Here is a 15510-nt window from a genome sequence, read left to right as displayed (position 1 = left end):
AGCGATTAACCCCTAAATTCAAAGGTGCTCAGGCCAAACGTTAGCAGATCGCCGTTGCGCAGCGGGCAGCGCGTGATGCGGCGGTTGTTGACGAGCGTGCCGTTGGTGGAGTTGAGGTCCTCGATCGACCAGTCAGAGCCGGTAAAGGTGAGCTGGGCATGACGGCGCGACACGTTGGGGTCGCGCAGGGCGATGTCGGATACCGAGCGCTCACGACCGATGGTCACCTGCGCGGAGGTGATGTTGTGGCTCTCGCCGCTCACGACGTCGACGAGTTGGGCGAGCGGACGCTGCGGGGCGCGGGGGCTTGCCATGTTGGAGGCGATGCTGGTCGCAGCGCCAAGGCCCACGGCGGCGCCAGTGGCAGCCGCTCCGCCCATACCGGCAAGTGCGTCGCGCGAGACGGTTTGCGGCACAGGGATGGGGGCTGCGGGATCGGGGACATTGGGTGCAAAGGGGTCGGCCACAGCGAGCGGGTCGGGAGTGGCAGCGCGGGGTGTCGGCTGCTGCTGGGGCATGGCGGCCGGGTGTAGCTGCGGCGATGCAAACTGCTGCTGACCGGCGCGGGGGGCGCTTGCGGCACGGCTTGTGGCCGAGCTGTTCTGTCCCAGGCCATTTTGATAGGCGCGCTCTTCCTCGTACAGACGGCCGAGCGTGGGAGCGTCGACGTTCTCGGCAAAGACCGAGAACTTGCCGGCGCGCAGCTGAGGGTCGATCATAAAGCGAACAAGGGGCTCGCCGACAAAGACGTAGCGGCGTTTTTCGGCCTGCGCCTTCACAAACTCGCGCACCTCGCGCGAAAGCTCGGGATAGAACGGGGCAAGCATGGGATCGTCATCGGTGGCGATCAGGATGGTATAGAGCGCCGGCGCGGTGTTGACGCCGTTGATCACCAGAGTTTGATCCTCCATGTCGCGAGCAGCCTGCTTGGCAAGCTTCTTAAAGGAGAACGGGGCACGGGTGGCACCGAAGATGCCGGCCACGTGGTCCTCGAAGATGTTCAGGAAGTTCACGAAAGATCACTCTCCGTATAGGTTCTTTGGTATCCGAGCAAATACAGGCATATCCCAACGATTATAGAGGATAGGATTCCCGCAACCGCCGCCTTGGCGACGACCGTGCCCGCAAGGCTGGCAATTTCCATATGGTGTGCAAGACAAAACGATACGGCCGAGCCGATACCGGCGACGGCAATTGCGACGATGGCGGCGAGGTTTGACCCCTGCTCGGCGCGCTTGGCATGGGCATTGAGCAGCAGCGACGTTGCCGCGGCTGCTGCTGCGATCAGTGCGAAGGCGGCCCAGAGGAACGCGTCGCCCAGCGCTGCGGCGACATTGCCAAGCCCCAGCACGCCTCCCGTAGGGAGGGCAGCTGCGGCCAGGCGGGCAAAAAGCGCGCCTATACCCGTGGCGGCAGCGGCGCTTGCCGGGCCGAGCCAAAACGCCGCGAAGCCCGCGGCGGCCCCGGCGGCAAGGATGGCGTCGCCGGTTAGACAACCTAGCGCAAGCGCGCAGGTGAGTGCCGCGCTCGCGGCCGCTTCGGTGCGTCCCCAGGCAATCCACCATCCGGACATGGCGGCGGCAAAAATGACCGCGACCGGCAGCATCGACAGGATGCCCTGCGCCTGCATGGTGGCGTTGGCCATGAGCACCAAAAAGCCCACGGCCGAGATAGCCGAGCCGATCTGCGGTGCCAAGCCTGCCGCCGCGCCAATAGCGATGGCCGCGGCGACCAGCCCGGGAAGCGCCGCGACGCCCGCTGTCTGCATAAGCAAAAAGCTGAAGGTTGCACACGTTAGCGCCGAGATACCGCGCATGGTGTAATCGCGCGCGCAGCTCCAGCGCGTGCCCGCCCAACCGAGCGCGGGGTCGACTTCGATGGCGTTATCCTCGTAAGGCAGCGACTCCATATCGTCTGCCGCGTGCTCGTCGTCCGAAAGCTCGCTTACCATCTGCTCCAAGCTGCGACGGCCTTCGCGCACGCTCCCCAAGCCGGCAAGGAGTTGGTCGCAGAATACCTCGATGCTATCGGGGCGGTCTTGCGGCATAGGGGAGAGGGCGCTCATGAGCGCTGCCTCGGCTCCCGGGGGAAAGTGCGGGATCAGCTCGCTGGGGTAGGTGGCGCCGCCGATGATGCGGTCGAGCGAGTCGGCAGGCGTTGCCGCCATAAAGGGGGCTCTGCCGCACAGGCCCTCGTAGATTACGCAGGCAAGGGCAAAGACATCGGCGCGCTCGTCGACCGTGCCGGTCTCGATATCGAGCTGTTCGGGCGGCATGTAGCCGATGGTGCCGCCGCGCGATCCGCCAAAGCCGCCGGCAGATGACAGCCGCGCCATGCCAAAGTCGGTGAGCTTTACATTGCCCGAGTGGTCAATGAGCACATTGGCGGGCTTTATGTCCAGATGAAGCACGCCGTTTGCATGGGCAAAGGTGAGCGCCTGACCCAACGCGTCGGCAATGGTCGCTGCCTCGTCAAAGGTGAGCGAGTGGCCGTCCACGCGATGCAAAAACTCGGCCAGCGACATGCCGTCGACATACTCCATGACCAGGTAGGCATAGGCGGTGTCATGCGTAAAGTCGATAACCTGCACGATATTGGGATGTTGAAGCATGGCGGCGGTATGTGCCTCGCGCAGTACATCCATGATGTCGCTGGCGGGCATGCCGGAGCCGTTGATAAGAGGGATGCGCTTAATGGCCACGCGACGACGCAGGTGCGTGTCGAGGCAAATCTCGATGGAGCCAAAACCGCCGGTCGCAAGCGTCTCGAGCGGCTGGTACCGCTTGAGCAGCTCGCGAGAGCTGGTGCCCTCCAAAGGGACGTCCGGCGAGAACCGGGCGGTATGTTGCGAGAAAAGCGGCATGGCCAACCCTCGTGCGTTTAAAGTTCGTTTGCGAGCGGCGGGCGCGGGGCCGAGCCATTCGCGGTGGCATAGATGCTGCTAGTGTAGCACGCTCTGGTGCATGGGGAGGATAGCGGGATGCGAGGCTGCCTGTCTGACTTGGCCTTAGCGCTTCTTCTTGCCCTTCTTCTGCTTGCACTGCTTGCCCTTGTTGTCCTGGGGCTTGTCTGCCTTGTCTCCCTGCTTGGCCTCGGCTGCAGCCTTCTCGGCCTTCATTTTCTTCTTCTTGGTCTCAATGCGGAGCTTTTTGTTGATGCGCGCCTTAAGGAAGGAGCCAAACTGCTCGGCGTCGCCGCGAACAAAGGTGTCCTTGGGGATCGTCACGCCCTGGTCTGCGAACATGGCAACAAAGATGCGCTCGCCGTCGAGTACGTGGTCGAGCTTCTCAAACGGGAAGAACTGCGACTTGCCGCTCTTGCCCCATACCATCAAGCCGTCCTCGTTGGCGGCGACGCGGCGATAGCGGCCTCCCATGGACTTGTCGGCCTCGACGGCGTCGATAAAGTCGCGGGCGAGCGTGTGGTGCAGGTTTTTGCTCCACCAGGCCAAAAAGGCGCCGAACACGATCAGGACGACGCCAAACTTGATCCAGTTGCCGCCGGCCACCAACATGCCGATGCCGAGCAGCGCGGCAATTGCCGCGGCGACATACAGCGAGCCGCGACGCCTGGGCGAGGCGACCAAGCGGGCGAAGTCGGTGACGAGGTCGTTTTCGTACTGATACTCGTTGAGGTACAGGATGCCGTCGTCGGCTGCTGCCTGCTTCTCGAGCGCGACCTCGACCTGGTCGGCTGCTTCGGAGGGAACGAGGTTGCTCTCTGCGTCTGCCATGCTCTTTGGACTCCTATCGCGGCGGGCTCGCCGTACGGGTTATTATGAGTGCAGTATGCCGTGCGACCGCATGGCCGTCGCGGCAACAAAACTCAGTATACCCGGGGGAGCACCCATGGAATCGTTGTACCGAAAGTATCGCCCGCTCACCTTCGACTCCGTGGTGGGCCAGCAGCATATCGTCTCGACGCTCGAGCACGCCATCACCGAGGGACGCCTGTCCCACGCGTACCTGTTCTGCGGACCGCGCGGCACGGGCAAGACCACCATGGCGCGCATTCTGGCCAAGGCGCTGCTATGCCGCAATGCCGAGGCGGCGCGCGCCGAGGGCGCAAGCGGCTGCATGCCCGACGGCACTTGCGAAGAGTGCGAGCTCATCGCCGAGGGCAACCACCCCGATGTCTACGAGCTCGATGCCGCAAGCCGTACGGGCGTGGACAATGTGCGCGAGGAGATCATCAACTCCGTTAACTTTGCCCCGGTGCGTGGCAAGTACAAGATCTATATCATCGACGAGGTCCATATGCTCACGACGGCGGCGTTCAACGCGCTGCTCAAGACGCTCGAGGAGCCGCCGGCGCACGTGATCTTTGTGTTGTGCACCACCGATCCGCAAAAGATTCTGGAGACCATCCTCTCGCGCTGCCAGCGCTTCGATTTCCACCGCATCGGCAACGAGGATATCGAGCATCGCCTGTCCTACGTGTGCGAGCAGGAGGGCTTCGATTACGACGACGAGGCGCTGGCCATCGTGGCGCGCCATGCCAAGGGCGGCATGCGCGACGCGCTTTCCACGCTGGAGCAGCTGAGCGTTTTTGGCAACGGCGCCGTGCATGCGGACGATGCCCGCTCGCTTTTGGGCGAGGTTTCGGACCAGATCCTGGGCGAGTTTGCCCGTGCCATCGCCGAGCGTGATATTGCTGGACTCTATGGGCTCATTCGCGCACAGGTCGAGGAGGGCAATGACCTGCTTGAGCTGACGCGCGACCTGGTGGCGCACGTGCGCGACGTGTATGTGGCCTGCGTTGCCGGTACCCGTGGCGAGCTGTTTGAGGGCGGGGCCGAGCAGGCCGAGGCGCTTGCTGCCGAGGCCGCTGCCTTTGGCGGGCATCCGGCCGACCGTCTGGCCCGCGTGCTGACAGTGCTCGACGATGCCGCGTTGGAGATGAGGGGTGCGAGCGACGTGCGCCTGGTGCTCGAGATCGCCTGCACGCGCCTGGCACGTCCCGAGGCCGATCTGACCATTGAGGCCCTGGCCGAGCGCGTGGCACGCTTGGAGGCCATGGTCGCCAACGCCGCGGTGCCGGCGAGCGTGGCTGCTGCTAGTGCTGCGCCTGCGGCTGTCGCGGCTGCACCTGTGGCGACACAACAACCGACGCTGATCTCGGGTGCCCGAGCTGCTGCCCCTGTGGCATCTGCCGCTCCCACTGCTACGCCCGCGCGCCAGGGCGGCATGCCCTGGGATCGCGGCGCCGCCGCTCCGGCGGCCCAGCCCGCGCCGGCCCCCAAGCCCGCTGCGCCTGCGCCTCAGCCTGCCCCGGCTCCGATGCCCCAGCCCACCGCCGCTTCGGCTCCTGCACCTGCCGCTGCGCCGGCGCCTAAGCCCCAGCCCAACATTGCCGCTCAGGTCGCTGCCGCCGGCGCCGCCGAGACCCCTGCGGTCGAGAACGCCGGAGAGCTGCAGCGCAAATGGGCCGAGGTCGTCGAGCGCGTCAAGGCCCAACAACCTTCTTATGCGGCTCTCCTGTTGAACGCTCGCGCTACGGCAGACGATGGTTCTAAGCTCACGGTCTTGTTCCCTACGGCATTTGCTATCAAGATGCTCGGGCGTGCTGATACACAGGCAGTGTTTTTGCCGACAGTCAGTGCGGTCTTCGGTCGTCGCACCGTCGACTATGTCCTGGATGGGGGTGTCAGGCCGGCTCCTCAACATGAGGAGCATTCTCCATCTGCACGGGCTGCGGCATCTGCGGACCCGCAACCCGTGTCCTCGGCGCCCCCTGCATCCTTGAGCGCCAGCGCGACGCAGCCAAAAGCGGCACCGGTAGCGGCACCGATCCCGTCGGTGACTGAACCCGCCGTGTCCAAACCGGCTGCTCCGGTCCCCGCGTCCAAGCCCGCTGCCGCGCCTGCACCAAAGTCATCCGACCTGGCCAAGGCCCCTTGGCTGCGCTCCGACAACCCTGCCGGTGCTCCTGCCACGGGCAAGCTCCCGACCGAGCCCGCGCCCCGAGTGCCCGAGTGCGCGTCTGCTCCCAAGATTCAGCCGTCTGTACAGGCTGCGCCATGGGAATCCGAGCAGGTACCCTACGACGACGCCATGGTCGGCGGCTTCGCCGGCGATGCGAACGGGGAAGATCTTCCTCCGTTCGGCATGCCTGCCGCGGCGCCTGCGCCCAGCCCTGCCGCTTCGGCCGCAGCTCCCGCGGCTGCGACGTCCGCTCCTGCAAGTGACGACGCCCTCGCTGCCCCTTGGGAGTCCAACCCCGGTGCCGGCAGTCCTTTCGGTCACCAGGGCGCAGCCCCGGGCATCCCGCAGACCGAGGACGAGGCCAAAGCCCTCATGCGTAGTGTCTTTGGCCAGTCCACTATCTTCAAGCCGGTGGAGTAACTATGCGGGCGGGTATATACGCCGAGTTGTGAGACCTTGCATAATTCAACCTTGCATAGTCTTGCGCGGCGCGTCACGCTAGAGGACATGTACATCGACTGAGTTAGCGCGACCGCCTCGCTCGTTTGCCCCGCGCCGTGGTACGATTTTTGAGTTTGAAAGTCCCGCCGTGCCCGGCTGCCCTTGCAGCTTGTCGCACGACCACACGTAAAGGAGCCATCATGGCCGGTATGAACATGCAGCAGATGATGAAGCAGGCCCGCAAGATGCAGGAGCAGCTTGCCGCCGCGCAGGAGAACCTCAAGTCCCAGACCGTCGACGCTTCTGCCGGCGGCGGCATGGTCAAGGTGACCGTTAACGGCGAGATGGAGCTCGTCAACCTCACCATCGACCCCGATGCGCTCGATCCCGAGGACGTCGATATGCTGCAGGACATGATTATGGCTGCCGTCAACGAGGCCGTCCGCGGCGTCAACGAGCTCGCCAACAAGCAGATGGGCGCCATCGCCGGCGGCCTCAACATCCCGGGCATGCCGTTCTAAGACGCGCACATATATGAGTGCCAACCATAGTCTGCAAAAACTGCTCGATGAGCTGGGCCGTCTGCCGGGCATTGGCCCCAAATCGGCCCAGCGCATCGCCTACTACCTGCTCGAGGCCGACGCCGAGGAGGCGCGCCGCCTGGCCGAGGCCATTCTAGAGGTTAAGCAGGAAGTGCATTTTTGCAGCCGCTGCTTTAATTACGCCACCGCTGACGAGTGCTCCATCTGCCAAGACTCGATGCGCGACACCACCCGCATCTGCGTGGTGGGTGAGCCGCGCGATGTCCAGGCGATTGAGCGCACGGGCAGCTACCACGGCCTCTACCACGTGCTGGGCGGCGTGATCAGCCCCATGGACAAGATCGGCCCCGAGCAGCTGCACATCCGCGAGTTGCTGGCGCGCTTGGGCCACGAGGACATCCACGAGGTCATTATCGCCACCAACCCCAACATTGAGGGCGAGACCACGGCGAGCTACCTTGCCCGCACCATCAAGCCTCTGGGCGTCGAGGTGTCGCGTCTGGCGAGCGGCCTGCCCGTGGGAGGCGACCTGGAGTATGCTGACGAGCTTACGCTCGGCCGTGCTATCGAGGCCCGTCGTGCGATCTAGGCGGCGTCAGCTCCGCGGCATGTCCCGTCGGCCTGCCGCACGGGGCGCTCATAATTGGGCAGGCGTTCATGCATTTGTTGTACAACAAACCTGCTTTTCATCCGCTTATCGCGTGGATGGGTCCACTCGCACCTCGTATTTGCCCATTCGTTGCACAACCTTTTGGGTTCGCTGATACACTCAAATGTGGATATGAAAGAATGCGCCGCTTTTAAGCGGCGTGTTTTTGTTGGAGGAGAACGCATGCGGCCCGCTAGCACTCAGACAAAGCATGGCGCCGCGGTGCGCATTCGACGCCGGCTGGGCCTGGCGCCTCGGGCGTACGTGCTGCTGTCTTGCTCGCTCGTGCTGGTCATAGCCGGTGTTTCGGCTTATGGCATGACGGTGCCGTCCATGGTACAGGCGCATGCTGCGCGCGAGCTGCATATTGGGCGCAAGGCCAAAAGCGACTTGGGAACGACAACCGGATATGCGTGGGCGAGCGTGGTCTCGCATGTTGTGTTCGGTGGCGACGATGCGGACAGTCCAGAAACATCGGACAACGAGGTCACGCTGGCAAACGGCAAGACCATCGTGCTCACCAACACCAAGGTCATTACGAAGCTTTCCAACAACAGTGTGGCTTCTGTCGTCAATAAGGCCGAGCAGCAGAAGGGGCAGGACGCCCAACAGGCAGGCCAGCCCGGCGGTTCGGGTTCGTCTGGCTCCAGCTCCGATTCGTCGGGCGGCGGTTCCGGTTCGGGCTCCGCCTCTGGCGGTGGATCTTCGAGTGATGGCTCGACGGACGGCGGTGCCGGCGGCGACACGGGCTCGGGTGGTCTCTCGGCTGCCGAGGAGGAGAGTATTCACAGCTGGCTCGTGACCAAATACAACATGCTCGATGGCTATGTCGCCCGCGCCAACAGCGTGGTTTCGACCTATAACGCTACGGGCGATACCGGACCGTGCGACAGCCTGGCCAACGATATGTTTGTCATCCGTGCCGAGTTTGGCCGGCAAACGTTTTCTCCCAAGTCAAAGTGGTATCAGCAATACGCCAACCTATGGGGTTGCTACACCAATCTGTGCCAATGGGTGGGGCATTATGGCGATGACGACGTCGCGCTCAACAACTTCAATACCAAAGTGGCGGCGATCGCCCTATGACGAATAGCCTTGCTTCTGTGGCAACCCAGTCGCTCAGCCGTGATCCCATGGTGGGCCTGCGCCTGGCGCGCGTTGGAGGGTTTGAGCCCGCCATTGCGCTGGGCCCGGACGAGCTTCCCGCCTACCTGCGCCGTTTTACGATGCTGTTTGCCGATGACGCCACCATGCGCCGCGGCGGTATCGGCCGTGTGACGCGTGCCGTCAACGCGCAGGGCGAGGCCGTGGCACTCAAGCAGCTCATCTTACCAACGCGCGACGAATTTGATGACGATGTCGCCCACGAGGCGCTGGTCACCAAGTTCAAGGCGGCGTTTCGCGAGGAATATGAATGCCATCGCGCCCTTTCGGGCCTTAGAGGCTTTCCCCGCCTGTATGGATGGGGCGAGGTTGACGGCGTGCCCGCGATTGTCATGGAGTGGGTCGAGGGCGAGACGCTCGCTCGCCTGCGCTCGCGCCTTGCCGTGGACGATGCCGGGCGTCTGTCGCCGCTCCTGGCGGCGCGCCTGGGTCGCGACCTGTTCGATCTGCTCTGCCGCATGAGCTTGGTAGGCGAGGGGTTCGTCCATCGCGATATCTCGCCCGCTAATATTATGGTGCGCACGGCGCGCCTGCCGCTCGACCGACAGCTTGCCGAAGGCACCTTCGACCTGTGCTTGATCGACTTTGGCTCTTCGCTGGCGCTCGAGCCCGCCTCTGCGGTGGCCGGCACCGGCGGCAAGGCGTCGTTTACCGAGCGCTATGCCACGTTGCGCCGCGCGACGGTGGCCTACGCCCCGCCCGAGATGCTCACCGACGATATCCCCGACCTGCGCATGCTTCGCATGTCGCCGGCAATCGATGTGTATGCAGCGGCGAGTACGGTCTACGAGCTCATCGCCGGTGTCGCGCCGTACGAAGTAGCGCCGGGTGCGTCGGGTACTTCGGGCTCGCGCAAAAAGACGTGCGATATCGCCAGCCCTTATCGCCTCAAGATGGATACGCTGCCCGATTATCCCGTTGGCGCCCACGCGCCCGGCTGCGACTTGACGCAACTGCTGCGACGCGAGCCCGATGTGGCACTTGCCGCGGCCGAACAGGCTCAGCAGCTGGGACTCGATCCAAATTCCGAGGATCTGCGCGATGCGCTGGCGTTTGTCGATGCCCAGTTGTTCGACGTGGTCATGGCCTGCCTGTCCTGCCATCAGGAAGATCGTCCCGAGCCGGCTGCGGTGGAGGCGGCGCTCTCGGCATTTTGCGACCACTATGCGCAAAATGTCGCCCGCTCGCTTCGGGCCGAGCCGCTCATGCCGTGCCCGATGGAGGTATCGGGGCACACGGCCCGGCGTGCGACGATGGTTGGTGCGACGGCGGTATGCGGCGTGCTTTGGGCTGTGGTCGTGGTATCAGCTGCGCTGTTGGCGTCGGGCGCCCATGTGACGCTCGTCGTAGGACCGCTTATGTGGTCCGGGAAGCTGCCGGCCATTATCGCCGCACTGGCGTTGGCACCGCCGGGCATGGTGGGCATCGCTGCCGGCGCCATGGCACACGATCGTCGCACGGGGTTCCTGCAAGGCGTACTGGCGCTTTCTGCCTGCGAGGTTCCGGTGCTGATCGCGGTTGCATGCACCGTGTTTTCCCAGCGCGCCGTAGCGAGCGGCTTCGTTGCCGCCTTAATTGCAACCTATGCGCTCACGTGGTTTTTGCTGGCGATGGGGTTTGCCTTTGAGCTTCCCGTCGTGTCAGCGCGACGTGCGAAAATTTCCATGGCGACGCCGCTTGCCGGCGGAGCCGCGGCTGCTCGCGCCTTTGGCGGGCCGGCCGAAGTATCCGACACTATCTCTGCGACCAAGGAGGGCTAAGCCATGGCTTCTCAAGCTGAGCTCACCCCGTGCGGGGCAATGTTTGACATCTTTAAGCGCGCAGCGCACCTGAGCCATATCGAACTGTGCGGCCTGGTACTCTCGAGCCGCCCGCTCGTCGACGGCCGTAGTCCGCAGAGCCGTGCTGCCGATCGCTCTTGGGTTTCGCGCTTTATCGTGCGCGCGCCGGTCGGCACGCTGCAGGAACGTTATTTTGCCGATTACGGCACCTCGGCCGCGCGCATTATGTCGCAGCTGGCCCTGCGCCGCCGCAATCCCATGGACGCCACGGCCGTGACCAACATGGTGTGCGGCCCCGCTGGCGAGCCCATGGTGCGGGCACTCGAGGAATGCCATCAGGACACGAATCTCTATCGCAATGCGCTCGAGCGCCTGTCGCAGGCGGCTGAGCTCATGCCCGCCGAGCGCGCCGAGGCCATCCTGGTGCTGTTTGTCGCCGTGGGCTGCTCGGCAGATGTCCGCTCGTCGGTGACCTATGCCCTCGACTACGCTCATGCGACCTGTGGCGGCGCCACGTCGACGCCGCGCTCGCTGAGCACCTCGACGGTCACGGGCGAGCACGAGGCGGCGCCTGCGCACCCGTTGGGACTGCTGCGCGTGCAAAACGGCTACGTGGTGAGCGCCCCGCGCTGGATTCAGCCGAGTGAGGAGGGCGTCGAGATCGGCGCGCTGGCGACGGGGGAGGGTGATATCACCGATGTGGGCGATGACGTTTCGGCTCGCCATGCCCACGTGTGGTGCGATGACCAAAATGTCTGGTACGTCGAGGACCTGTCGTCCACCAACGGAACTGTGGTGGTAAACGGCGCGACGAACGTCTGCACCCAGGTCGAGCCCGGCCGCTCCGCTCAGCTGAACCCCGGTGACGAGCTCAGGCTCGGAGAATCCACAACCTACGCCATCCTCCTCGGCGCCCTCTGACTCATCTCCTAAATAAGTTGCGGTGAAATAGGGACTGTTTAAGGCTACGGCCGGCAAAAACAGTCCCTATTTCACCGCAACTGCCATTTGGTCCCTCGGTGACGGAAGGATTATTTTTGCCCTTGATGGTCGCTCGGGGTAAACCTTTACCGCCCGCCTATATTTGTCGAAATTACACTTGACGGCGGGGTACAATAAACCCGCATGCGGATTTCCGTTGCGGGCGCTTCCCATCATCGGGGCGTGCCCGGGAGCATCCGGCATGCGGCCTTTGCGGCGCTCGATCATGTGCAAGACGGGTAGCTGGGCCTGTGGAGCGCGTGCAGCCTCCTCGCCTCGGCATGCCTTCTCTCCACGCCATTTACCTGCTGCTGAGTCCGCCTGTCAGATGACTGGAAGCAACAGCGAAAATCCCATCACGCCAACATCCCGGTAATCGCCGGGGCCTGTATACCTATATGAGAGGAGAGGGGTATATGGCGCGTAAGTTTAAGTCTATGGACGGCAACGAGGCGGCCGCATATGTTTCGTATGCGTACACCGAGGTAGCGGGAATTTATCCCATTACGCCGTCCAGCCCGATGGCCGACCATGTCGACCAGTGGGCGGCCCAGGGTCGCAAGAACATCTTTGGCACCCCGGTCAAGGTCGTCGAGATGGAGTCCGAGGCGGGTGCAGCCGGTACCGTTCACGGTTCGCTGGGCGCCGGTGCTCTGACCACCACCTACACGGCTTCTCAGGGCCTGCTCCTGATGATCCCGAACATGTACAAGATCGCGGGCGAGCAGCTCCCGGGCGTCTTCCACGTCTCCGCGCGTTGCGTCGCTTCCCACGCCCTGAACATCTTTGGCGATCACTCCGACGTCATGGCCTGCCGCCAGACCGGTTTCGCCATGCTCGCCGAGGGCAACGTCCAGGAGGTCATGGACCTCTCGCCGGTGGCTCACCTTGCCGCCATCGAGGGTAAGACCCCGTTCCTCAACTTCTTCGACGGCTTCCGCACCAGCCACGAGATCCAGAAGGTCGCCATGTGGGACTACAAGGATCTTGCCGAGATGTGCGACATGGACGCCGTCCAGGCTTTCCGCGATCACGCGCTCAACCCTGAGCACCCGCACACCCGCGGCAGCCATGAGAACGGCGACATCTTCTTCCAGAACCGCGAGGCCTGCAATAAGGTCTACGACGAGCTCCCTGCCGTCGTCGAGGGCTACATGAAGAAGATCAACGAGAAGCTCGGCACCGATTACGGCCTGTTCAACTACTACGGCGCTCCCGATGCCGATCGCGTCGTCGTGTGCATGGGCTCCTTCTGCGACGTGCTCGAGGAAGTCATCGACTACCTCAACGCTCACGGTGAGAAGGTCGGCCTGGTCAAGGTTCGCCTGTTCCGTCCGTTCTCCATCAAGCACTTCGTGGACGTTCTCCCCGAGACCGTCAAGAAGATCGCCGTCATGGACCGCACCAAGGAGCCGGGTTCCATCGGCGAGCCGCTCTACCAGGACGTCGTCTCCGCTCTCTACGAGGCCGGCAAGACGGGTATCAAGGTCGTCGGCGGCCGTTACGGCCTGGGCAGCAAGGACACGCCTCCCGCGTCCGCGTTTGCCGTCTTCGAGGAGCTCAAGAAGGACGAGCCCAAGCGCGAGTTCACCATCGGCATTGTCGATGACGTGACCAACCTGAGCCTGCCCGAGGCCGAGGATGCGCCCAACACCGCAGCTCCCGGCACCATCGAGTGCAAGTTCTGGGGTCTGGGTGGCGACGGTACCGTCGGCGCCAACAAGAACTCGATCAAGATCATCGGCGACCACACCGACAAGTACGTTCAGGCCTACTTCCAGTACGACTCCAAGAAGACCGGCGGCGTTACCGTCTCGCACCTGCGCTTTGGTGACTCCCCGATCCGCTCGCCGTACTACGTGACCAAGGCCGACTTTGTCGCTTGCCACAACCCCAGCTACATCGTCAAGGGCTTCAAGATGGTCCGCGACGTCAAGCCTGGCGGCACCTTCCTGGTCAACTGCCAGTGGAGCGACGAGGAGTTCGCCGAGCACATGTCCGCCGTGGACAAGCGCTACATCGCGAACAACAACGTCAACGTCTACCTGATCGACGCGATCGACCTGGCCGCCAAGGTTGGCATGGGCAAGCGCACCAACACGGTGCTCCAGTCCGCCTTCTTCGCGCTGGCCAAGGTCCTGCCCGCCGAGGACGCCCTGCAGTACATGAAGGACGCGGCTACCAAGTCCTACATGAAGAAGGGCCAGGCCATCGTCGACGCCAACCACAAGGCCATCGATGCCGGCGCCACCGCCTTCCGTAAGTTCGAGGTTCCGGCCGACTGGGCTACCGCCGAGGACGCCGCTCCTGTCGAGCTTTCCGAGGAGACCAAGTCCGCTATCGCCCAGCAGGTCAAGAACCTGCTCGAGCCCATCGATCGCATGGATGGCGACAGCCTGCCCGTTTCTGCCTTTGTCGATTGTGCCGACGGTCAGTTTGAGCTGGGCGCCTCCGCATACGAGAAGCGCGGCGTCGCCGTGGTCGTTCCTCACTGGGACGAGACCAAGTGCATCCAGTGCAACCAGTGCGCCTATGTGTGCCCGCATGCCACCATCCGTCCGTTCGCGATGACCGAGGACGAGGCTGCCGCCGCGCCCGAGGCTACCCGTACGCTCGACGCCATGGGTCCCAAGGCCAAGGGCATGAAGTTCACCATGGCCGTGTCCCCGCTCGACTGCATGGGCTGCACCAACTGCGCCAAGGTCTGCCCCAAGGGCGCCCTCGAGATGGTTCCCACCGAGCAGGAGATGGATCAGCAGCCCGTTTGGGACTACATGGTCAAGAACGTCTCCGAGAAGAAGGAACTCATCGCGGCCAACGTCAAGGGCAGCCAGTTTAAGCAGCCCTACCTGGAGTTCTCCGGCTCCTGCGCCGGCTGCGCCGAGACCGCTTATGCACGTCTGGTGACCCAGGTCGCCGGCGACCGCATGTTCATCTCCAACGCCACCGGCTGCTCCTCCATTTGGGGCAACCCCGCTGCCACCGCTCCTTACTGCAAGGACAAGGACGGTCACGGCCCGGCGTGGAACAACTCCCTGTTCGAGGACAATGCTGAGCACGGTCTGGGCATGGCCATCGGTTACGAGGCCGTCCAGAATAAGCTGATCGCCGCCACCCAGGAGCTCATCGCCGCCGACGGTCCGTCCGACGAGCTCAAGGCCGCCGGTCAGGCTTGGATCGACTCCGTCAACGACGTCGAGGCCTCCAAGACTGCTGCTGCCGCCTACGTTGCCGAGCTCGAGAAGTGCGGCTGCGACGCTTCCAAGGCGATCCTCGCCGACAAGGCTTACCTCACCAAGAAGTCCTTCTGGATCTTCGGTGGCGACGGTTGGGCCTACGACATCGGCTTCGGTGGTCTGGACCACGTCCTGGCTTCTGGCCACAACGTCAACGTCTTCGTCTTCGACACCGAGGTCTACTCCAACACCGGCGGTCAGGCCTCCAAGGCTTCGAACCTGGGCCAGGTTGCTCAGTTCGCCGCTGCCGGCAAGGTGACCAAGAAGAAGTCTCTGGCCGAGATCGCTATGAGCTATGGTTACGTCTACGTGGCGCAGGTCGCCATGGGCGCCAACCCGGCTCAGACTCTCAAGGCCATCCACGAGGCCGAGGCCTATGACGGCCCGTCCCTCATCATCGGCTACAGCCCCTGCGAGATGCACTCCATCAAGAAGGGCGGCATGCAGAACTGCCAGGCCGAGATGAAGAAGGCTGTCGAGTGCGGTTACTGGAACCTCTTCCGCTTCAACCCCGAGGCTGCTGCCGGCAAGAAGTTCTCGCTCGATTCCAAGGAGCCCGCGGGCGGCTATCAGGAGTTCCTGATGAACGAGGCCCGTTACGCTTCGCTGACGCGTTCCTTCCCCGAGCGCGCCGAGGAGCTCTTCAAGGAGAACGAGCAGGCCGCTATGGACCGCTACGCTCACCTGCTGAAGCTCAAGACGGTGTACAACGAGGCCTAGGTCTCCCACCGCAGGATCTGAGGGCTAACCTTCGCGGACGTCCTCGGACATGAAAGAACCCCCGCTGCGCAC

General features: G+C 63.8%; 10 protein-coding genes. 7 read left to right on the top strand and 3 right to left on the bottom strand.

The genetic code is table 11. From position 1 onward, the window contains the following. Positions 1-5: 5 nt before the first annotated feature. The 3 genes from ACQRAP_RS05895 to ACQRAP_RS05885 all read right to left on the bottom strand — a co-directional run bounded on the left by ACQRAP_RS05895 (position 6) and on the right by ACQRAP_RS05885 (position 3733). Positions 6-1013: an FhaA domain-containing protein gene (locus ACQRAP_RS05895; protein ID WP_427795134.1), complete on the bottom strand. Its 1008-nt coding sequence runs from the start codon at positions 1011-1013 to the stop codon at positions 6-8. Further along, positions 1010-2863 carry a serine/threonine-protein kinase gene (locus tag ACQRAP_RS05890; protein ID WP_427795133.1) on the bottom strand — a complete coding sequence of 618 codons (1854 nt, stop codon included), beginning with the start codon at positions 2861-2863 and terminating at the stop codon, positions 1010-1012. Before ACQRAP_RS05890 ends, ACQRAP_RS05895 begins: the two co-directional genes overlap by 4 nt. Before the next feature lie 144 nt (positions 2864-3007). After that, positions 3008-3733, bottom strand: coding sequence for a hypothetical protein (locus ACQRAP_RS05885; protein WP_427719328.1), 726 nt, complete (start codon positions 3731-3733; stop codon positions 3008-3010). Positions 3734-3848: 115 nt separating this feature from the next. Here ACQRAP_RS05885 and dnaX point away from each other — a divergent pair, with 115 nt between their 5' ends. From dnaX to nifJ, 7 genes are all read left to right on the top strand, one after another. Continuing rightward, complete coding sequence (gene dnaX / locus ACQRAP_RS05880; protein WP_427795132.1) at positions 3849-6344, top strand: DNA polymerase III subunit gamma/tau; 2496 nt, start codon at positions 3849-3851, stop codon at positions 6342-6344. Positions 6345-6565: 221 nt separating this feature from the next. Continuing rightward, entirely contained in the window at positions 6566-6886 is a 321-nt protein-coding gene (locus tag ACQRAP_RS05875; protein ID WP_427719331.1) for a YbaB/EbfC family nucleoid-associated protein, read from the top strand. 13 nt (positions 6887-6899) lie between these two features. Then, positions 6900-7496, top strand: coding sequence for a recombination mediator RecR (recR, locus tag ACQRAP_RS05870; RefSeq protein WP_099432550.1), 597 nt, complete (start codon positions 6900-6902; stop codon positions 7494-7496). Positions 7497-7739: 243 nt separating this feature from the next. Then, positions 7740-8642, top strand: a complete 903-nt coding sequence (locus ACQRAP_RS05865; RefSeq protein ID WP_427727397.1) for a hypothetical protein — start codon at positions 7740-7742, stop codon at positions 8640-8642. Continuing rightward, on the top strand, positions 8639-10480 hold the full coding sequence (locus ACQRAP_RS05860) for a serine/threonine protein kinase (protein WP_427795131.1): 1842 nt from the start codon (positions 8639-8641) through the stop codon (positions 10478-10480). Before ACQRAP_RS05865 ends, ACQRAP_RS05860 begins: the two co-directional genes overlap by 4 nt. A 3-nt stretch (positions 10481-10483) precedes the next feature. Continuing rightward, on the top strand, positions 10484-11422 hold the full coding sequence (locus ACQRAP_RS05855; RefSeq protein ID WP_154518466.1) for an FHA domain-containing protein: 939 nt from the start codon (positions 10484-10486) through the stop codon (positions 11420-11422). 476 nt (positions 11423-11898) lie between these two features. Next, the gene (gene nifJ, locus ACQRAP_RS05850; protein WP_427795130.1) at positions 11899-15438 is read left to right on the top strand and encodes a pyruvate:ferredoxin (flavodoxin) oxidoreductase; all 3540 of its coding nucleotides are present in this window, start codon (positions 11899-11901) and stop codon (positions 15436-15438) included. The last annotated feature ends 72 nt before the right edge of the window (positions 15439-15510 follow it).

This window comes from Collinsella sp. SGI.180 (assembly GCF_050313455.1).
Taxonomy (GTDB): Bacteria; Actinomycetota; Coriobacteriia; order Coriobacteriales; family Coriobacteriaceae; genus Collinsella.
The sequence above is the reverse complement of the archived record's forward strand: the minus strand, read 5'-3'. Positions and strand labels throughout refer to the sequence as shown.